The organism is Stenotrophomonas sp. PUT21, from assembly GCF_052232875.1.
GTDB lineage: Bacteria > Pseudomonadota > Gammaproteobacteria > Xanthomonadales > Xanthomonadaceae > Stenotrophomonas > Stenotrophomonas maltophilia_N.
In genome coordinates this window covers 3,714,200-3,735,008 of record NZ_CP197645.1, presented here as the reverse complement: position 1 = coordinate 3,735,008, position 20,809 = coordinate 3,714,200, and the positions used below count along the sequence as shown (strand labels likewise).

Genomic DNA, 20,809 nt, shown 5'->3' with positions numbered 1-20,809 from the left:
AAGGTGATTCCATGCCGCTAGTTGCAGCGTGGGGGCCTGTTAAGGGGTGCTGGAACTGGAGAGGGCCGGGTAGTCGATGTAGCCTGCGGCGCTTCCGCCATAGAGCGTGGCGGGGTTCAGCGCAGCCAGAGGGGCGCCGGCCTTCAGTCGTTCGACCAGATCGGGGTTGCTGATGAACGGGCGTCCGAAGGCGAACAGATCGGCTTTTCCACCGATCAAGCGCGCGTTGGCCAATTCGAGGTCGTAACCGTTGTTGGCCAGGTAGGTGTGCTTGAAGCGGCTACGCAACGCATCGAAATCGAACGGCACGGCATCGCGCGGACCGCCGGTGGCACCTTCGACCACGTGCAGATAAACGATGCCAAGAGCGCTGAGTTGCTCGGCGACGTAGTCGAACTGCGGCTGTGGATCGCTGCAGGAAATGCCGTTGGCTGGCGATACCGGTGAGATACGTACGGCAGTGCGATCGGCACCGATTTCCTCTATTACTGCGGCGGTTACTTCCAACAAGAGGCGTGCGCGGTTCTCGATCGAGCCGCCGTAGGCGTCGGTGCGCTGGTTGGCGCCGTCCTTGATGAACTGTTCAAGCAGATAGCCATTGGCACCGTGGATTTCCACGCCGTCGAAACCTGCTTCGATCGCGTTGGCAGCGGCCTGGCGGAAATCGTTGATGATGCCCGGCAGCTCGTCCAGTGAAAGCGAGCGTGGCTCCGACACATCGGCAAATCCGTTGTTGACGAAGACCTTGGTCGCGGCGCGGGCTGCGTGTAGAGACCGGGAGTGTCCTGGTAGCCCTGCGCTTGTGCTGAGATCTGGGTAGCTTCCGTGATCAACAGGCCGGCCGAGGCGCTCTGGCTGTAGTAGGTGGCCGCGTGCTCGCTGGGAACCAGCCCGGGACCTGCACGATTGCGCGTGAGCGGCGCCATCACGATGCGGTTGGAGAGTTTGAGGGGGCCGAGGTTGTAGGGCTCGAAAATCGATTTGTCAGTCATAGTGGTTTGCTGTGCTGTCATTGGTCAGGCGGAAATGGGAGATGCGCAACGGCATCACTCGTCCAGGAACTGGGTCGCGTGTTTCAGGAAGCGTTCGGGATATTGGAATTGAGCGCCGTGCCCAGCGTCGGGGTAGATCAAGAGCTGTGCGTTGGGAATGTTCTGTGACAGATGCCAGGAGTTGATCGTCGGGATCCTCACGTCCTGGACGCCATTGAGGATCAGGGTCGGCTGGGTGATCGCGCTCAGGAAGGCGTAAGGCTTCAAGCCCGGCAGCGGCTGCAGGTAGGCGGCATGTGCTTCGGCTTGCGCTTGGGCGACTTCCATGGAGCTGGGCGGATCCTGCTCCAAGCGCTGGTGGCGACGCTGCCAGAAGGCCAATCCAGCCTGCTTGGCGGCCTCCGAGCGGCCGAAGAACAGATAGAGGAAGTCCTCTGCAGTCGGTACCGGATTGGGTGCAACACCCAACACCTTGAGCTCCATCTTCGGATCACCACCCCGCAACCCTGTCCCAAGAAGGAGAAGCTTGCGGACCAGCTGCGGATGACGCAGCGCGACTTCCTGAACTTGGAAGCCACCGATTGAGAATCCCAGCAAATCAACCTGTGGCAATTGCAAAGCCCGAATCACCAAGGCGATATCGTCCGCCATGTCCTCGATCCGGCTGCGAGGCGTGCCGGTCGAAGAGGCGATGCCGCGGCCGTTGTAGAGGATGACCTCCCGGCGCGGACGTCATCGCGACATTCGCGCAGTCCAAGGGACTGCAGGACTCCACGGTCGGGGGAGAGACCGGGAGGCATCCCCGCTGAAGGAGAGTCAGCAGGAGATTGGTTTGGCCTGACGCACTGCTTGATCGTGTGCGCCCAGCTGTTGTTCTACGCAGTGACGTGATCGTTGCAGCTATTGTGAAACGAACAGCGGAACTGGAACCTCCGCAAGCAGGGTCCGGGTCACGCCGCCGAACAGCGCTTCACTAAGTTTTGGGCGGCTATACGCACCAAACACCACCATATCGCACTGCGCGTCCTGTGCATGCGCGACGATCACCTCGGCGATGGGAACACCTGCGGAGGTGACGCGCTGCAGATCAACTCTCACGTGATGGCGGGCGAGATAGGCGGCCATGTCGGCGCCCGGTTCGTCGCCGTGCAGCTCGGCGTTGCGTTCGGCATCGATGATCAGCAAGGTGACTTCTTCGGCCTTGATGAGCATCGGCATCGCGTCGGCAATGGCGCGGCGTGATTGCCGGCTGCCGTTCCATGCGACCAGTACCTTCTTCCCGATGGGTTTATCCGCCCAGTCACGCGGCACGATCAGGATGGGTATGCCGGATTGCTGCAGGATCTGCGGTGCGGACCAGGTCAGTGGCGAGGCCGGGATGTTCGGATGGCTGACCACCAGCAGGTCGCAGTACAAGGCATGCAGTGAAGATTCACTGCTGGACTCGGCATGCGATATCACCCGCAGTTCGCCGCTTACCTCATGACGATTCAAGGCATCGTTCAAGCTCTGCCCGAGCTGAAGCGCACGCGCGGCCATCACCGACTGGTGACGGACGATGACTTCATGCAGTGCCTCGCCCTTGGCGAAACCTGCCTGCAGGGTTGCCGGCTGCTGGGCCAGAGCGGTGATGCCGATCAGATGCGAGCCATGGCCGCCGGCCAAGCGGGTTGCCGTATCCAGGATCTGTTGGCCGGATTCACTGGCGTCGAACAGCACTGCAATGTCTTTCAGCAGGGTAGTCATGGGCGTGCTCTGTTGTGCTCGGCTCGGTGGCGGGGTGGCCATGCGGGCTTCAAACCAGAATTAGAATGATCGTTCTAGTTAGAATGATCATACTACACAACGCGGCCGCGGTCATGCGCCAATCCGATCGGGACATCTCCAGGTTCACTTCATGAATGCGAGCAGCAGCGCTCCGCTGGGACAGGACAAGGGCGAGGCGCGCCGCCAGCAGGTGCTGGACGCGGCCAGCGCCTGTTTCCGACGCAATGGCTTCCACGGCACCAGCATCGCCAAGATCTCGAAGGCGGCCGGGATGAGCCCGGGGCACATCTATCACTACTTCGAGAACAAGGAAGCCATCGTCGAGGCCATCGCCAAGCGCGAGGAACAGAACCTCTCCGAGCTGGCCCGCAAGCTGCAGGAAGACGAAAGCGGTGGCAGCCTGGCAACCCGCGTCGCGCGGCAGGCGAGTGACTCGGTGGACCGCTGCCTGGACCCGGCCTACTTGGAGCTGCAACTGGAGCTCGCCGCCGAAGCCGCACGCAATACGGCCATCCGCCGCATCCTGCGCCAATCGGACAAGGTGGTGACAGGCGAGTTCATGGCGCTGTCCAATCGGGTCGGCCTGCCAGAAGGGATGGACGCGGCAGAGGTGGAGCTGCGGATGAACATGATCTCGGCGATCTTCAACGGCGTGATGGTCCGCGGTGCGGTGGGGGCGGAGGTCGATCGCAAGCAGGTAAGCCGCTTGGTTGAGAAACTGGTGCGCTGCCTGCTCGAAGATGCTGGCTGACCCGCAACTTCGCTACGGCAACGTGATGCGTTGTTCGCCGGGATACAAGCTGCCGCCATCGTCCTGTCACGCGCCGCGGTAATAGTGGCTGCCGTCCGGGGGACCGGGGGTTGCTGCGTACATTGTGCTACGCGGTTGGTTTTATTCTTCTTTGGTGCAGGCAGCGTCGCGGCGATGGCAGAACATGCAGGAGGGTGGTCGCAGCGCGTCCGCCAATGGTGGCGGCAGGCGTGCCGCTGGGGAGTGTTGGGTGGACTGGCCGTGGCAGGCTCCGCGGCCGCTGCTGATGCTGTACCCGCGCACTGGATGGCATATGCCAACCAGGCCAGCGAGAGGTTGGCGCAACAACTGGCACGCGCGGACGACCCGCGCGTGGAGCGTTTGCAGGCCTGGCTTGCAGGGCGCGGCGAAGCAGCGACGGCGACACTGACGGTGTCATTGTGGATAGATGAAAGCGGACGGATCATCGACAGCCGTTTTGTATCGCTGGGCGACGCTGCCGTGGATGCCGATCTGCGCGGGCTCTTGAACAGTGCGCTGTTGCCATCAGCGCCGCCTGCCGACATGCGTCAGCCCTTGAACCTTGGGCTATCACTGCAACCGGCAGTGGAAGCCCCGTCCCGTCACTGAGCCGGCGGCAGCACTGGATCAATTGCCTGGACGGGGCGGCAGTGGGACCGGTGGCGGGCGCTGCGGTTGGGTGGAAACACCGAATGCGCTGCCCATGCGTTGTTGGGTGGCCGCGCGATTGGCCAGCCCCAGCGCCGAAGGCGGCTGGCGGATGCGCTGCTCGGAGGAAAGCTGCGGGGCGGTTGCTGCGGAACTCGCTGCTTCTGTCTTCAGCAGCCTGCTAAAGCACTCGTAATCGCGAATGCGCTCGCCGTTCACCTCTATCTCCACGCAACTTGGCGCCGCTCCGGTTTGCGCTGATGCAGCCCAGGGAGCCGCCGATGACATGCACAGCAGGGCCAGGGCGGTGCATGCGATTGAGTGTTTTGGGAGGCGCATGATTGTCACCGATCTGCAATGAAGCAGGCCTACCGTGACCTGCTTGGCGTTGTGATGCTGGCGCGTCTTGCATGCAGTTTTATGACACCCGGACACACGACCGATACGAACGGCTGAGCAGGATTGCTTGGGGCAGGCATCATGGCCGCCGTTTGGGCTGGGCGCTGCTGCTGTGGTTGTGGCTGCCGCTTGTTGTGTTGGCGGCGGACGGAATGGATGCCGACCGTAGCAACGAGCAGCAAGGTTACACCTTCGACATCCCGGGCCAGTCATTGCCGGATGCCTTGCGGCTGTATGGGGAGATCACTGGAGTGGCGGTACTGATAGATGCCCGCTTGCTGGGCGAGCTGCGCTCGGCCCCGCTATCGGGGCGTTACGGTTGGCGGGAAGCATTGCAGCGGATAGTGGACGGGACCGGACTGGCACCGCATTTCGTTGGGAACGGTGCGTTCACCCTGGTGCCGTCTTCATCTGTTGGCAATGGCAGGTTGCAGGAAGCTGCAGACCTGCCTGCGCAGGCGCTGCTGTCCGAGCCGGATCGTCGCCGCGGCGCGCGGGTGATCCAGCGCTCGCTGGAGCAGGCCTTGTGCGGCCACCCGCTCACCCGCCCCGGGGGTTACCGTGCCAGCCTGCGCTTCTGGCTGGGCGCAGCGGATCAGCGCATACGCGCACCCGAACTGCTGGAATCCACCGGCGATCCGGAGCGTGACAGCACCCTCCTGCAGCGCTTGCGCGATCTGCCGTTGCCTGGCCTGCCTGCCGATATCCCGCAACCGATCACCTTGCTGCTGCTCCCGGAATCACCCGGCGCGACACCGCCGTGCCGGGGCCGTTGATGAGCGGTCTGCGCAGTCTCTTCCTGGATCACTATGAAGGCTTCCGCAAGCGTCTGCGACGGCGCCTTGGATCGGATGACCTTGCGCTGGATGCACTGCAGGAAACCTGGCTTCGGGTCGAGCGCATGGGCAGCAGCGAACCGCAGCGCAACCCGGTGGCGTATCTGTTCCGGATGGCAATCAACGCTGCCACCGATCAGCGCATCGCCCACAGCCGTGTGCTCACGGGTGCCGAGGTGGAGGCGCTGATGGACGAAGCTGCCGACCATCTTGACCCGGCGACAGTGGCTTTCAGCCAGTCGGAGATGGAGGCGCTGGCCGCCGCCCTGCGCGAGCTTCCCGAACGCCAGCGGGCGATCCTGATCGCCGCACGCATTGAACAACAACCCATTGACAGCATTGCCGACCAGCACGGGGTTTCCTCGCGCATGGTCGGCAAGGATCTCAAGAAAGCGCTGCAACATTGCGCGGGACGACTTGACCGTCCGCTGGTACAGCGTTTCGGTCCGGGGGCGGGAAAACCGTCACGAAAGATATGAACACGACATCCAGCGTTCCGAACATACCCGTTGAGCTGCAGGCGCAGGCGCAGGATTGGCTGCTGCGGCTGCAGACCGGGCCGGTGACGGCCGCCGACGCCGAGGCGTTCCGACGCTGGCGCGCGCGTGACCCACTGCACGCAGCGGCGTTCGCGCAGGTACGACACCTGTGGGTGGCGCTGGCACCGGCAATGCAGACGGCCGTGGCGCCGGTCACCGCGCCGTCGCCAACGCCGGTCGGCGCAGCCGTCACCGTAGCGCTACCAGCCAGCGGCAGGCGCCGTCCCCGGGATGCGGTCAACCTGCGCCGCCGTGCATTCCTGGGCGGCGCCGCCGCTGCGGCAGCTGGCTGGATGGTGGTGCGCTCACCCTTGGGCATGTGGCCGGAGCTCTCGGCGTTGGCCGCCGACTACCGCACCGCCACCGGTGAACTGCGCACGCTGAAGATCGCCGACGTCGATGTGACGATGGCTGCACGCACCACCATGAACCGGCCTGCCGACGGCTCGCCAGGCATCGAGGTCAGCGAGGGCGAAGCGCAGTTCGCGCTGCAGGCAGATGCGGTGCAGGGCTTCACCATCGCGGTCGCTGGCGCGCACCTGCTGCCAGCGCCCGGAGCACGGGTGAACGTGCGCTGCGTCGGCACGGATGTCCGCATCACCTGTCTGGCGGGCCGTGCGCAGCTGCTGCGCGGGGCACGCACGGTGGTGCTGGAAGCAGCCTGGCAGGCGCGCTTGCTGGAAGATCGTATTGCTTCGGTCGCGCCTGTTGCTACCGACGCCATCGATGCCTGGCGCAATGGTTGGCTGCTTTTCGATGATCAGCCGCTGCAGGACGTGGTGGATGAGGTAAACCGCTATCGCACCGGACGCATCGTGCTTGCCGGTGGCGCACTGCCGCAGCGCAGGGTGCAGGCGCGCATTCCGCTCGAGCGCATCGATACCTTCATCGATCTGGTTCGGGATGCCTATGGCGCCAAGGTGGTCAACATGCCTGGTGGTGTGGTTCTGCTCAGCTGAGCGGCAGCATGCAGGCAGTGACGCAGTGAAGCCTGCAACAACGCGTCGCGCTCGATTCGAGCACCCCTGCATGACATTGGCATGACGAAGTCCGGCTGAATTTCTGCTGCGTCGTCATTGCATGAATTTTCTATGACAGCGGTTCAGTCGCTGCCAACCAGTGCGGTCTTATCCAGCGTAACAAGCGCAACGCATTGCAGTGTCAATCTCGCTTCCGGTCGGAACAGGTTCGTATTGCAGCGCGGGGATATGCGCTTGCCCTTATCAGCGAACGATATTGCGACGGGTGACGGCGATGGTGAAGCAGCACAATGGTTCGGTTGTTCCCGGTACCACGCGGGCGCCGCAGGTACGGGTATTGTCACAGACAATCGCAGTGCTGCTGATGGCCGGCAGCGTCAGCGGCGGCGTCAGTGCACAGCAGGCCTTCAGTCCCGCCTGGTTTGCCGGCAAGGGCGCGCAGCAGCGGACCGCAGCGCAGACCGGCAGGCTTCCCAATGGCATGCCATCGAACCTGCAACGCAGCGACCAGCAGGCGCAGCAGGCACGCGATGCGCTGAAGACATCGCTGGAGAACCTCAATACCGCCGCGCAGGCAATCGCAATGCAGCAGCGCCTGCAGCAGACCGCGCGCGACGCCGCACGCGCACGGCCAAGCCAGGTGCCGGACGGCCTCGGCGAAGGCGGATTGAAGATCGATGACGATGCACTGACCCGTGGTTGGCACAATGCCAATGCGGCAACCCAGAGCAGCAAGGATGGCGTCACCACGGTCAGCATCCAGCAGACCGCCGACAAGGCCATCCTCAATTGGGAAACCTTCAACGTCGGCCGCAACACCGTGGTGGACTTCGACCAGCAGGCGAGTTGGTCGTTGCTGAACCGCATCAACGACCCCAGCGGTCGTCCCTCGCAGATCCTGGGGCGTATCCAGGGCGAAGGCACGGTGATGCTGATCAACCGCAATGGCGTGGTATTCGATGGCAGCAGCCAGGTCAATGTAAAGAACCTGGCCGCATCCGCAGTCAACATCAGCGACGCGCAGTTCGGCAAGGGCATCTACGGTGATGCGCAGGGCAACGGCTTCATTCCCACCTTCGCCAATGACCTGACCACCACCGCGACTACGTTCACCCATACGGCTGCAACCGGCGATGTGATCGTCGAGCGTGGCGCGCAGATCAGCACCCACGTTCCTTCGTCGGTGACCGAGGGTGGTGGCTATGTGCTGCTGCTTGGTCGGCAGGTGCACAACGACGGCCAGATCAGCACGGCCAACGGACAGACGATGTTGGCGGCGGGTGATGCCTTCGTGATCCGCAAGGGCATGGGTACCGAGCAGAACCAGACCTCGACGACGCGCGGCAACGTGGTCACCACGCTGCGCAAGCCAGTTACCGGGGGGATTGATGCGGCGGCTGCCGCCGGTGTCGTCAGCAACACGGGCCTGATCCAGGCAACCACCGGCGACATCACCTTGGCCGGCCATGATGTGCGCCAGGACGGCGCGCTGGTCGCGACCACGTCCGTGCACACCCGTGGCACCGTGCATCTGCAGACCGCCCGCGGTGACGCCGATGGCGACGTGACGCTGGGCCAGGGCAGCACCACCGCAGTGGTGCTGGACGATAGCGCCACCACCGCATTGGACGTGCAGCGCGAGACCCTGGTGCAGGAATCGGACAAGGCCGGGGACGGCATCCTGCACCGGCGCGACCAGTCGCTGGTGCAGATCGTCAGTGGCGGTGACGTGCGCTTCGAGGATGGCAGCCTCACCCTGGCGACCGGTGGCCAGGTCTTTGTCGATGCCGCTGCCACCGAAGTTGAACGCGGCGCACGCATCGATGTATCCGGCCACGTTGGCGTCAAGATCGCGATGGAAGCGAACAACGTCCAGATCAACGTGCAGGGCAACGAGCAGCGCGACGCATCGCTCAACCGCGATGACAAATCGCTCAACAGCAAGAACATCTGGTTGGATCGACGTGATCTGGTACTGGTGCCCGCCGGCACCAATGGCTATGAAACCGACCGTTGGTATACCGCAGGCGGCCTGCTGGAAGTGGGCGGCTACCTGGGTGTCACCGGCCACGGCATCGGCGAGTGGTCGGCGCAAGGCGGCACGGTGCAGTTCAATGGTGGCAGTGTGGTCACCCAGGCGGGTTCGCATATCAACCTGTCCGGCGGCACGCTCGACGTGCAGACCGGCTATATCCAGCAGACCCACCTCAAGGGTGCCGATGGCAAGTTGTACAGCGCCTCAAGCGCGCCGGGCGATCTGCTGTACACCGGGCTTTACCGTGGTTTCGAGGATGTGCATGCGCGTTGGGGCAATACCGAGTACTACTACAGCCCGGTGATCGGCCCGGACAAGCGGCTGGAGAATGGTTATGTGGTCGGCCGCGATGCCGGCCGCGTGGTGGTGGCCACCCAGTCGGCGCAGCTGGAGGGCGGGATCGAAACCACCACCTTCCAGGGCGACCGGCAGACGCGTGCACGCGATGCCGTGCTGGATGGCTATCAGCAGGCGCAGACCGCCGTTGCACGTGGTGGCCAACTGGTCATCGGCACCTACGACCCGTTCTACGACAAGGACACCGGCCAGCTACGCTTTGGTCCGGGCGCGGTTGTCGATGAAGTCTCGATTGGTTCGGATGGTACTGCAGGCGAGGCCGGGCATATCACGCTGGATGCGGCCTGGCTCAATGCACAGAAGTTCGCCGCGCTGGACATCCACGCGCTGGGCAGGGTGAGCGTGGATGAGGCGCTCACTGTCGCCGCTGGCGGTGGTATCGCGTTGCACGCGAGCGATGTCACGGTGAATGCCGATCTTACCGCCCGCAGCGGCAGCATCCGCCTGGGCAACATGCTGGTGCAGCACACGGCCAGTGGTGACCCCTGGCAGGATCGGCCGATCGGTGCACTTGCGGCCGCCAGCTATGAGCGCAAGGTCGACATCGCCGATGGCGTGACGTTGGACGCGCGCGGGCTTTGGAACAACCAGTGGCAGGACCCGCAGTCCATCGCAGGGCTGCCTTTCATCAACGGTGGCGAGGTGATGCTGCGCAGCAGTGGCAGCGTCAGCCTGGGCGAAGGCAGCCTGATCGACGTGTCCTCCGGTGCCGCGGTTGCGGTGGATGGCAGCGTCTCCGGTGGCAAGGGCGGCAGTGTCACGCTGGCGGCTGGCCAGTACCAGGGCAATGGTGTGCTTGCGCTCGATGGCGCCATCCGCGGCTACGGTGTCAAGAGCGGCGGCGCGCTCAACATCGAGCACGGCACGCTGGTAAGTATTGGCGGTGAATTGGCCAGTGCGATCGAGCAGCTGCCTGCGGGCGAGAAAAGCGATTTACCGCTGCGCCTTGCCGCCGATGTGGTGCTGCAACCGGGCGAGGTCATTCCGGTCAGTTTCAGCGTCGTGCAGACGCGTGTGCTGGGTGGCCAGGCGATGCCGGCGACGCTGCGGCCTTCGGTGGACAGCATCAACACGGTGACCACGCAGGCGCCGTGGCTGCTGCCGGTGACGGTACAGCTGGCCAACGGCGGACCGGTGATGTACGCCGGGCAGACCCTGCCCGCAGGCACCACCTTGGCGACCATCACCGATCTGCCCGCAGGCTATGTCATCCCCGGCAACGTGTTTCCCACCGGCTTGCCGATCCCGCAGCAGACCTACAACTATGTCGCCGGTACCGTCACCGATCGCGTGCTGGTGATGCCCGACGGCACCCGCATTCCGCCGGGCACTTCGTGGCACCGTGACCTGCCGGTGCAGTCGTTCCTGGCCTTGGACAGCAAGCTGTTCCAGTCCGGCTTCAAGAGTTACAGCGTCAGCGGTCGCGATGGTGTGGTGGTGGTCGATGGTGCGCGTGTCGATGTGGCGATGCCGCTGTTGCAGTTCGACCGGGTGGCTGCACGGGCTCTGACCAGCGGTGGCGATCCGGATGAGGCCTTGTCGCTGTGGCTGCCGCCGCTGCAGCAGGATCAGCCAGGCAAGGGCCTGGTCAGCCTGCGGCAGGGTGCGAGTCTCGCGTTGACGGCAGGCACGGTACTGACCGCCGCCGACCTGTTGCTTGGCAAGGGCAGCCACATCGGTGTCGATCCGGGTCAGTCCATCACCCTGACCGGCAACGCCCAGATCACGCTGGAAGGCAGCCTGCAGGCCAATGGCGGTCGCATCTCGGTGTTGGGTGGTGACTTTGGCACCGGCAATGACGCCAACCTGCCGGCCGGCTTGCCTTCCGCACGATCGGTGTGGATCGGTGACAACGCCGTGCTGGATGTTTCCGGCAAGGCATTCACCGCGAACGATGACGCGGTTGGCCGCTATGGCCGTCTGCTCGACGGCGGCACCATCGAAATCGGTGCCAAGCACAATCTGGCATCGCAGAACATCGGTGCGATAAACGCCTTCGTCGTGGTCCGCGAAGGTGCGCGGCTGGAGGCATCGGGTACGCAGGCTGTACTCGACCTGCCCGGCATGGGCGAAACCACGCTGGCCAGCCATGGTGGCGTGATTGCCTTGAGCTCGGACAATGGCCTGTTCATCGATGGCACGTTGAACGCTGCCGCAGGCGGCGCCGGTGCCATGGGCGGCACGCTGGCATTGAACCTGGAGACGCCGATCTACGGGCCGGTAGATCGCTGGACGTCCAAGGGCGAACTGGTCGACGACGCCGTGCGCGTGCCACGTGAACTGGTGCTGGAACAGATCTACAGCGGCAGCGGGCTGGCCGCGGATGTCGGCGTGGGTGAGCTGGATGCCAGCCTGGCCTATGGTCATGCCCGCTATGGCGTGGATGCGATACGCGCGGGCGGTTTCGATACCGCTTCGCTATACGTCAATGGCCTGCTCAGCATGGATGGCGACATCGACCTGAGCATGCGTCAGGCCTTGTACCTGACTGCCAGCGCGATCGGCCTGTCCAGCAACGCGGCGCGCGATAGCCAGGTGCACCTGGCTGCGCCGTATCTGCGCATCGCAGGCGCGGCCCGTCGCCAGCGCGACAACACCTTGATGCCGAACCCGATCATCGGCTCCAGCAATGTTTCACCCGCCGCAGGGACCTTGGGCGTGCCGCTGGTGGCGGACGACGCCAGCTTGACCCTGGCCGGCAGCATGGTCGATATCGTCGGCATGCTGGGCTTCGGCAGCCGTGGTGAGATCAAACTCAACGCCGCTACGACGTTGGCGGTCGAACGCGACGCGTTCGGCCAGGTGCGCATCCAGAGCGAGGGCGATCTTCGCCTGCAGCAGGCCAGCCTGTTCTCACCGGGCGACACCACCTTGGCGGCGGCGCAGATCTACGGCAGTGGCAATGTCAGCGTCGGCATGCACACGACATTGAACCAATGGGGTGTGCGCCAGATCGAGCTGGACCCGTCCCGCGCGCTCACCATCGAGCGCATCGGCAGCGCACTGCCGGCGATGCCGTACAGCGTGTTCGGCACGATGGAGTTCAGTGCCGCGACCATCAACCAGGGCGGCGTACTGCGTGCCCCGCTGGGCAGCATCACGCTCGGCAGCAACAGCAATGGCTATACGAGCGTGGTCAACCTGCTGCCAGGCAGCATCACCTCGGTCAGCGCCAACGGTCTGTTGATGCCCTATGGCGGTACCGTCGACGGCCTGACCTACAACTACAACGGCATGGACGCCGACTACCGTGGTATCGGCTGGGAACCGAAGGTGGAGTTCAAGGCGCATGCAGTGAATGCGCAGGCTGGCGCGGTGCTGGACCTGTCCGGTGGTGGCGAGCTTACCGGTGCGGCCTTCCTGTCCGGCCGCGGCGGTTCCACCGATGCGCGCTTCAATCCGCTGGTGCAGATGGGCGTTGATGGCTTCACCTTGCCGGGCCTGAAGACCAATCCGGTATACGCGATCGTGCCCGGCGTGCAGGCCGGATATGCACCGGTTGGCGCGGAGAAGGGCGCCGGCGATCCGGCCATCGGCCGGCAGATCACCATTGGCGCGGGTGTGCCCGGGCTGCCGGCTGGTACCTATACGCTGCTGCCGTCAACCTATGCCTTGCTGCCTGGCGCGTTCCGCGTCGAGCTCAACGGCCTGGCCAGCAGCGCGGCGGCCTTCGGTACGACGCAGGGCATGCGCAATGGCTCCTGGAGTACGTCGGCGCAGCTTGGTATCGCCAATACAGGCGCCGTGGATGCGCTGCCTACCCAGGCCATCCTGACTTCCGCCGATACGCTGCGCAGCTATTCGCAATACAACGAAACCAGCTATGCCAGCTTCGCCTTGCAACAGGCCGCGCGCGAAGGCGCACCGCGGCCGCTGCTGGAACGCGACGCCAAGGCGGTGAACTTCGCCTTGACCAGCCCCAGCCAACCGGGTGCGGTGGATCAGCCTGCGCTGCAGTTCGATGCCACGGTGCTGGGTACGCCGGGCAAGGATGGCAATGGCACGGTGGCGCGGCTGTGGAGTGCGTCGAACTACGAAATCCTTGCCGACGGTGCGGCTGCCACCGACGGCTACGACGGCGTTTCGGTGCATGCCAGTGAACTCAATGCGATTGCTGCCTCGCGCCTGGAGATTGGTGGTCAGTTGAGGAGCACTTACCTGGACCCTGCCACCGGCTCACTGCAGTCGGCCAATGTCATCTCGATGTCGGCCACCGGCAGCAACAGCATCGTGCTGCGTGAGGGCGCGCAACTGCAGGCCGCCGATGTGTTCCTGATGACCGGCCGCACCGCCGGTGGCATCACCCTGGAGCAGGGCTCGGGCATCAATACGCTTGGGCGCGGCGCATCGGGCTACGGCGCCGAGCAGGGCTATGTCTACCAGCCGGGCAGGAACTCGGTGCTGGCGGTATCCAACGCGCAGCTGGATTTGCTTGCACCGCAAGCGCCTGATTCCGACGGCAATGGTGCTGGCGCCATCGAGATCGGTGTTTGTGCTGTCAATGCGAGTTGCATCGGTGATACCCGACTCTATTCGGAAGGGACCATCGCCACCGCCACCGACAATCGCTTCGTGCTCGGCGACACGGTCCGCTACGGTACCCGCAACCTGACGTTGGCGGTGGGTGGCATCAATGTTGGCAGCGCCGAGGCCATTGCCGCAGCCAACGCGAACGGTACCCTTCCCGCGGGCATGACCCTCAACCAGGACGTGCTGGGTCGGCTGCTGCTCGGTGATGCCAGCACCGGCGCGCCGGCATTGGAAGCGCTGTCCTTGAAGGCGCGTGAGTCGGTCAATTTCTTTGGCGACGTCAGCCTGTCCACCTACGATGCGGTCACCGGCAAATCCGCGCTGCAGCGGCTGGTATTGGGCACGCCGGCCATCTATGGCTATGGCAATGCCGGTGATGTTGCGCGCATCCACACCGACACCTTGATCTGGAGCGGGGCACTGACTCCGGCAGGCAGCGTGGTTGCGGGTGGGCCGGGCACCGGCACCGGGCAGCTGGTGGTCGATGCACGCGACATCGTGCTTGGCTTCGGCCCCAAATCACAGCCCGATACCGTGCGTGCGCAGGATCGGCTGGCACTGGGTTTTTCCTCGGTGCACCTGAACGCAAGCGAGCGTGTGACCGCCAACAACAAGGGCACGTTGGCGGTATTCGAATCGCAGGGCGACTGGAACGCGACGACCAAGGCCTACGACCGCCAGGGCGGTGACCTGTTCATCAGCACGCCGCTGTTGACCGGCAGCGCGGGTTCGGTCAACAAGATCACAGCGGGCGGTGATATCCATGTAAGTGGCAATGGAAAACCGGTCACGCCGGACAACGCAACGCTGGCATCGGCGCTGGGCGCGGAGATTGCGCTGGACAGCCGCGACGGTGGCGTAGTGGTGGATACCGCAGTGCTGCTGCCCAGCGGCAAGCTGTCGCTGTCGGCGCAGCGGGATGTGACCTTGGCCGATGGCGCGCAGCTGGATCTGGCTGGTCGTCGCATCGACTTCTTCGATACCAGCAAGTACAGCTGGGGCGGCGATGTGGTGTTGGACAGCCGCGCGGGTGGTGTCACCCAGTCGGCAGGCGCGAAGGTCGACCTGTCGGCGTTGTTCAACCGCGGCGGGAAGCTGTCCGCGTTTGCCGAACACGGCACCATTGGCCTGTTCGGGCAGCTGCTGGGCAGCAGCAGCGGGCACTACGATGCCGGTGGCACCGAGGTTCCGTTCTCGGCCGGGCGTATCGACCTGCAGGGGCGCTTCATCGCGGATTTTGCCGGGCTCAATACCCGCCTCAATGCCAGTGGCGTCAGTGGCGGCCGCAGCTTCCGCATCGGCGAGGGTGACCTGAGCATCGGCGATGAGCTCAAGGCGCACGACATATCGGTGGCGCTTGACCACGGTCAGCTGATCGTCAATGGCACCATCGATGCCAGTGGCGAGCAAGCCGGCAGCATCCGTCTGGCTGCTTCCAATGGGGTCACGGTGGGTGGCACCGCCGTGCTGGATGCCAGTGCCGACGTGCTGCGCAAGGACAGCTACGGCAAGACCATCGACGCACCCAACCGGGCGGTGATCGAGATCGATTCGGGCAAGGGTGTGTTGGCGCTGCACAGCGGTGCGCGCATGGACCTGCGCGTGGCCGGGAGCAACAGCAACTTCGGCAGCGTGGCGCTGAATGCGCCACGGCTTGGAGGCAACGATGTAGCCATCGATGCTGCCGGGACCATTGCCATCGACGGTGCCAAGTCCATCCACCTCAACGCTTTCATCACCGATGCGAGTGCCGCGCTGGGTAGTGAGGCCACCACCGACGGCAAGAGTTATCAGGTCATCGACCAGGCCTATCTGGATCGTCTGGATGGCCAGAGCCGAACCTTCATCAATGCCGCGTTGAACAATGCCGACCTGATGGATCGCAAGTTGGCCGGCCTGCGCACGCACGGGCAGCAGTTCCATCTGCGGCCGGGTGTGGAAGTGGTGGCGGACACCTCGATAAACGCCGATGGCAATCTGCACGTCGATGGCGATATCGATCTGTCGGGTCATCGCTACGCCAGCGTCAATCCGAACAACCAGCAGAGCCTGATCCGTGGTTCCGGCGAAGCCGGCTCGCTGCTGATCCGTGCACAGGGCGATCTGGACGTATTTGGCAGCATCAGTGATGGCTTCGACGGCAGCGTGCTGGGCAGCACCCTGGATGACAGTGGTTGGTACCTGACTGCCGGCCGCCAGCTGTTTGGTTCGGATGTGGTGGTACCGCATGGTGGGTTGGTAACCCTGGCCACCGGCACCGGATTCAACTCCGGCAAGGTGCTCAACTACGACCTGCCGATTGCCGCCATGCAGATGGCTGCCGGTACGCAGTTGCCTGCGGCGGCCACGCTGGCGTTGCCATTGGCATTGGCCAAGGGCACGGTGCTGAGTGCAGCGGTGCACGACGCCTCCGGCGCACTGCTGTTCGCCGCCGGCGCGGTGCTGGCCGATGCGATCACCCTGCCACAGGGCACGCGTCTGTCCGCTGGCATGCGTCTGCCCTTGGCCGCCCGCATCGATGCGATGACCTGGCCGGCCGGGGTGGCGCTGCCGGCACCGCCAGTCGGGGACATCGTTACCTTGGCTGCCGACCTTGCGTTGGCCAAGGGCGCTTTCATTCCCAGCGATACCGATGTGAAGTTGCCCGGTGGCGCCAAGACCGTCGACCTGCGCCCGGCCGATGCCGATGGCAATCATGGGCGGATCTGGGCAGTGGCGCCGATGCTGCAGTCCGGCTCGCAGTCCTGGGATATCAGTCTGGTTGCAGGCGCCGATACAACCGCCGTCGATCGTCTCACCGTGATGCGTTCGAGCAAGGGTGATCTGCGCTTCTCCGACGTGCATTACGGGCAGGGTGGGGTGGTGGTCGAGGTGCCCGGCACCGGCTCGCCTGCCACCTACCTGTGGGGCGATCTGGCCCGGTTCGAGCAGTTGGTGGTGGATTTCTTCGGCGAGTACCTGCTCAGCTTCATGCCTGTGTCCGGCACGTCGATCACTGCCGATCAAACGGCCGAGCTGCAGGCATATGGCTTCTTCAGCGCTGATGTCAGTGAGCTCGACAGCTACGGCTACGGTCAGCTGACCGCGATCGATACGCCGGCGACGCCGCCGGATACGATGTTCAGCATTGAGCCTGGTCGGCAACAGATCGCCAGCGTGGTGCGCACCGGCACCGGTGACCTGCGCCTGGTGTCTGCCAGCGACATCGCTACCACCTCGCTGTTTGGCATCTACACCGCCGGCACGCAATCGGCCTCGTTGGCGGCCGGTGCCGCCAGCGATCCCTATAACCTGTCGCGTGACAGGCCAACGAGCGATGCAGGCGTTGCTGGCACGGTGCTGGGTGCACAGGGCAGCGCGTTTGAACACCTGGTCGACGGCGGCAGCCAGAGCCTGTACCAGGCCTGGTATCCCGAAGCGGGAGGCAACCTGTTGCTGCGTGCCGGCGGTGACATCAGTGGCGACAGCCTCGGCCGCCCGTCCTCAACCCTGCGTTACGAAACCCTGGGTGTGGCCACCCCGGGCTTGCTGCCGACGGCGTCGCTCGGCAACTGGCTGTGGCGCCAGGGCAGCGGCAGCGTGCAGCGGGGTGCCGACGGCGTGCCCACCGCGTGGTGGATCAACTTCGGAACCTATGTGCGGCCCACCGACGGGCCCAACTACTACAACAACTACGTAGGCATGCCACGCCAGGTCGGCTTTACCGGCTTCGGCACGCTGGGTGGTGGCAACCTGGTGCTGGAAGCCGCTGGCGACGCCGGCATGCTGCAAGGGCGCGGCGATGTTGGTTCGTACTTCCTGATGCGCAGCAGCGGCGTGAATCTGGCGGTGGCCAGCACCGGCCGTGTTACTGCCAATGGGGAGCTGGTACAGACCGGTGGCGGTGATCTGGATATCCGCATCGGCGGTGGCCTCAATGCGGATCCGGCGCTGCGTGTGTTCAGTGGCAGCAACACCGTGCCGGTCGCCAACGTGCTCAGCAGCGGCAACGCGCACCGCCTGGAACTCAATGGCAGCTTCACCAACCTGCGCGGTGCGTTGCGGCTGGAGTCGGGCGCGGTAGGCGGTGTCGAGCTGCGTTACGGCGGCAAGGATGCCAAGGAATCGCGTGTCTACGACGTCTTCCAATCCACGGTGGGCATCGGTAGCGGCGGTCCGGTGCTGGTGCTGGGCGATGCGGGCGCGCGTCTGGATGCACGTGGCGACCTGGTGCTGGGCAGCGTGGTCGACCCCGGGCGGGTGCCGCTGGTCAGTGGTGGAACTCCGTTCAAGGCCAATGGCCAGGCCTACAGCGATGGTGGCTGGAGCTGGTTCTCGCTGTGGACGCCATCAACAGCGGTGGACCTGCTCGCCGCAGGTGGCAATCTCACCCCGACGCTGGCGATGAATGATCCGGCCGTGCGTACCGATGCGCAGGCCACCGATGGTGATCACGTGTATCCCTCGGTGCTGCGTGCGGCAGCGGCCAGCGGCAGCATCTTCTATGGCAAGGCGCGGACGTCGCCCATCATGGGCACCAACAACGAACGCTTCGTGGCAGGTGTGGTGCTGGCGCCTTCGCCGGTGGCCGATCAGTTTGTGGTGCAGGGTACCGGTCAGCTGGAACTGCTGGCGGCAGATTCGATCTATTCCAACGGCACCGCGTTCTCGACCTCCGGCGCTGATCCAACCGCACTGTCCAATCCATGGAATCCGGGCTTTATTGGACAGGGTCCGAAACTATGGTACGGGCGCCAGTTCCTACACAACGTCAGCGCCAACGCGTTGGCTCCCAGCGTGCTGCTGGACGCGACTGATCCGCATGGCAGCGGTCAGGTGTATCCGTTGTTCACCTTCACCGCGCCTACCGCCTCGGGTCACGTCTATGTGGGTCAGATACCTTCGCGCTACTACGCGGTACGCGGTGACCTGGTTGGCTTGCGCATGGGCAGCATCGTATCGGACGTCAACTGGTACGACGGTGGCGGCGCGGTAGCACTGCGCGCCGGGCGTGACATCGTGAACTCCGGCACGCCATTGGGCGCTTACGACAACCAGAGCCCGTTTTTCGGCAATACAACGGGAGCGCTGGGTTGGTTGGGACAGGCCAATGGCAATGATCCATCGGCACCGCAGCGGCCCATCGCAGTCACCAGCGCGACCGCACGCGGCAACCTCATCGTGCATACCAGTGCCGATGACGTCTCGGTGGTGCAGGCCGGGCGGGATATCCGTTTCAGCACGTTCTACATCGCCGGCCCCGGCCTGCTGGACATCAGCGCCGGTCGTGATGTGTACATGGCCGACAAGGGCGAGCTGCGCAGTCTCGGGCCGGTGGTCAACGTGGTTCCGGGCGACCGCAGCAGCGGTGCCGGCATTTCGGTGGCCGCTGGCATGGGCAAGCACGGCGCCGACTGGTCGGCGTTCGCGGCACGTTATCTGGATGCGGCCAATCTTGCCGATCCGGGTGCGCCGCTGGCAGATCAGCAGGGCAAGGTGGTACGTGTCTATGGCGGAGTGGTCAGCCTGGCGCAATGGCTGCGGGCCGAGTTTGGCTATTCGGGTGACGAAGCCGGTGCCGAACGCTTCCTGGCAGACAAGCAACTGGAGCTGGACCAGACCCGCACCACCGCGCTGGCCAATGGTGGTACTGCAGCCAATCGCAGCCTGGCCCGCGAATACAAGCTGGAAAGCCAACTGCACCTGGTCAATTGGCTGAGTGCGCGCTTTGGCGGTGCCAATGGACGCGGTCTGCACTTCGATGCGGCCACGATGGATGCGCGTACTTTCTTCGCAGCCTTGCCGGTGGAGCAGCAGAGCGCGTTCCTGCGCAATGTCTACTACGCCGAACTCAAGGCCGCCGGTCGCGAGTACAACGATGCGGACGGCGCTCGCCAGGGCAGCTATCTGCGCGGCCGCGAGGCCATTGCCACGCTGCTGCCGTCCAAGGACGCACAAGGCAGGGACATCGCCTACGAAGGCGACTTCACCATGTTCAGCAGTGCGCTGTACTTCGATCAGTACGTTGACAGCTTGGCACGGCGCCGGCCGGTGCTTGGCAAAACCTACCTGACCGAGGCCGAGTGGATCGCCGCAGGAAAGCCCAGCTACTACGTACCGTACTACACGGTGAACGATGCAGGCATCCACACTGACTTCGGCGGTGACATCAGCATGATGGTGCCGGGTGGGCGCACCCTGGTCGGTGTCGATGGTGGCTTCAGCCCAGGTGCGGGCTCCGGCGTGCTGACCCAGGGCGAGGGCGATATCAACATCTATTCGCGTGACAGCCTACTGCTGGGCCAGAGCCGCATCTTCACCACCTTCGGCGGCAACATCCTGGCCTGGTCGGCAGAGGGTGACATCAATGCCGGTCGTGGCAGCAAGACCACCGTGGTCTATACGCCGCAGCGCCGTGTCTATGACGCGATGGGCAATGTGGCGCTGTCGCCGAACACGCCGAACACCGGTGCCGGTATCGCCACGCTCAATCCAATCTCCGAGGTCCCGCCGGGCGACATCGATCTGATCGCGCCGCTGGGCACCATCGATGCCGGTGAGGCGGGCATTCGTGTATCGGGCAACGTCAATCTGGCCGCACTGCAGGTATTGAATGCCGACAACATCCAGGTGCAGGGCGAGGCGGTGGGCATCCCGGTGATCGCCGTGGTCAACGTCAGTGCATTGACCTCGGCCAGCGCCGCGGCCAACAGCGCGGTGCAGGCGGCGCAGGACATGGTCAAGCGGCAGACGCAGCAGACCCGGCCGTCGACGATCAGCGTGCAGGTGCTTGGCTTCGGCAACGAAACCAGCAGCGTGGCACCGCCGAAGCGCGAAGACGGTTACGACCCCAACAGCGTGGTGCAGGTGGTCGGCATGGGCAGCTTGAGCAGCGAGCAACGCGCCCGTCTCGAACCGTCGACGACGAAGCGGCAGTGATGTGCATGCCCGCGCTCCGCGTGGCCAACGTGCGTG

Annotated in this window: 9 protein-coding genes and 1 pseudogene; 6 read left to right on the top strand and 4 right to left on the bottom strand. The window is 64.5% G+C overall.

Going from position 1 to position 20,809, the window contains the following annotated elements; translation table 11 throughout:
- Positions 1–39 precede the first annotated feature (39 nt).
- From ACTT2I_RS16830 to ACTT2I_RS16820, 3 genes and pseudogenes are all read right to left on the bottom strand, one after another.
- Positions 40–992, bottom strand: a pseudogene (locus ACTT2I_RS16830) (alkene reductase).
- A gap of 54 nt (positions 993–1,046) precedes the next feature.
- Positions 1,047–1,706: an alpha/beta fold hydrolase gene (locus ACTT2I_RS16825; RefSeq protein ID WP_443096861.1), complete on the bottom strand. Its 660-nt coding sequence runs from the start codon at positions 1,704–1,706 to the stop codon at positions 1,047–1,049.
- A 186-nt stretch (positions 1,707–1,892) separates the two neighbouring features.
- Positions 1,893–2,738 (bottom strand): universal stress protein, encoded by an 846-nt coding sequence (locus ACTT2I_RS16820; RefSeq protein WP_312917297.1) that lies wholly within the window; start codon positions 2,736–2,738, stop codon positions 1,893–1,895.
- 151 nt (positions 2,739–2,889) lie between these two features.
- Here ACTT2I_RS16820 and ACTT2I_RS16815 point away from each other — a divergent pair, with 151 nt between their 5' ends.
- Both ACTT2I_RS16815 and ACTT2I_RS16810 read left to right on the top strand, forming a co-directional pair.
- On the top strand, positions 2,890–3,510 hold the full coding sequence (locus tag ACTT2I_RS16815; RefSeq protein ID WP_443096725.1) for a TetR/AcrR family transcriptional regulator: 621 nt from the start codon (positions 2,890–2,892) through the stop codon (positions 3,508–3,510).
- Positions 3,511–3,816: 306 nt separating this feature from the next.
- The gene (locus ACTT2I_RS16810; protein WP_312917301.1) at positions 3,817–4,140 is read left to right on the top strand and encodes a hypothetical protein; all 324 of its coding nucleotides are present in this window, start codon (positions 3,817–3,819) and stop codon (positions 4,138–4,140) included.
- An 18-nt stretch (positions 4,141–4,158) separates the two neighbouring features.
- Here ACTT2I_RS16810 and ACTT2I_RS16805 read toward each other — a convergent pair whose 3' ends face one another.
- Positions 4,159–4,398 (bottom strand): hypothetical protein, encoded by a 240-nt coding sequence (locus ACTT2I_RS16805; RefSeq protein ID WP_312917305.1) that lies wholly within the window; start codon positions 4,396–4,398, stop codon positions 4,159–4,161.
- A gap of 191 nt (positions 4,399–4,589) precedes the next feature.
- Between ACTT2I_RS16805 and ACTT2I_RS16800 the strand changes: the two genes are divergently transcribed.
- From ACTT2I_RS16800 to ACTT2I_RS16785, 4 genes are all read left to right on the top strand, one after another.
- Positions 4,590–5,354: an STN domain-containing protein gene (locus tag ACTT2I_RS16800; RefSeq protein WP_443096724.1), complete on the top strand. Its 765-nt coding sequence runs from the start codon at positions 4,590–4,592 to the stop codon at positions 5,352–5,354.
- Complete coding sequence (locus ACTT2I_RS16795) at positions 5,354–5,893, top strand: RNA polymerase sigma factor (RefSeq protein ID WP_312917310.1); 540 nt, start codon at positions 5,354–5,356, stop codon at positions 5,891–5,893. Before ACTT2I_RS16800 ends, ACTT2I_RS16795 begins: the two co-directional genes overlap by 1 nt.
- On the top strand, positions 5,890–6,912 hold the full coding sequence (locus ACTT2I_RS16790) for a FecR family protein (RefSeq protein ID WP_312917313.1): 1,023 nt from the start codon (positions 5,890–5,892) through the stop codon (positions 6,910–6,912). The genes ACTT2I_RS16795 and ACTT2I_RS16790 overlap by 4 nt, the downstream gene beginning before the upstream one ends.
- Before the next feature lie 358 nt (positions 6,913–7,270).
- Entirely contained in the window at positions 7,271–20,773 is a 13,503-nt protein-coding gene (locus tag ACTT2I_RS16785) for a filamentous haemagglutinin family protein (protein WP_443096723.1), read from the top strand.
- Positions 20,774–20,809: the final 36 nt, after the last annotated feature.

Bases quoted from the DNA above. Each gene is read 5' to 3' on its own strand.
- ACTT2I_RS16820 (WP_312917297.1), bottom strand. From the start codon at position 2,738: ATGACTACCCTGCTGAAAGACATTGCAGTGCTGTTCGACGCCAGTGAA.
- ACTT2I_RS16815 (WP_443096725.1), top strand. From the start codon at position 2,890: ATGAATGCGAGCAGCAGCGCTCCGCTGGGACAGGACAAGGGCGAGGCG.
- ACTT2I_RS16810 (WP_312917301.1), top strand. From the start codon at position 3,817: ATGGCATATGCCAACCAGGCCAGCGAGAGGTTGGCGCAACAACTGGCA.
- ACTT2I_RS16800 (WP_443096724.1), top strand. From the start codon at position 4,590: ATGCAGTTTTATGACACCCGGACACACGACCGATACGAACGGCTGAGC.
- ACTT2I_RS16795 (WP_312917310.1), top strand. From the start codon at position 5,354: ATGAGCGGTCTGCGCAGTCTCTTCCTGGATCACTATGAAGGCTTCCGC.
- ACTT2I_RS16790 (WP_312917313.1), top strand. From the start codon at position 5,890: ATGAACACGACATCCAGCGTTCCGAACATACCCGTTGAGCTGCAGGCG.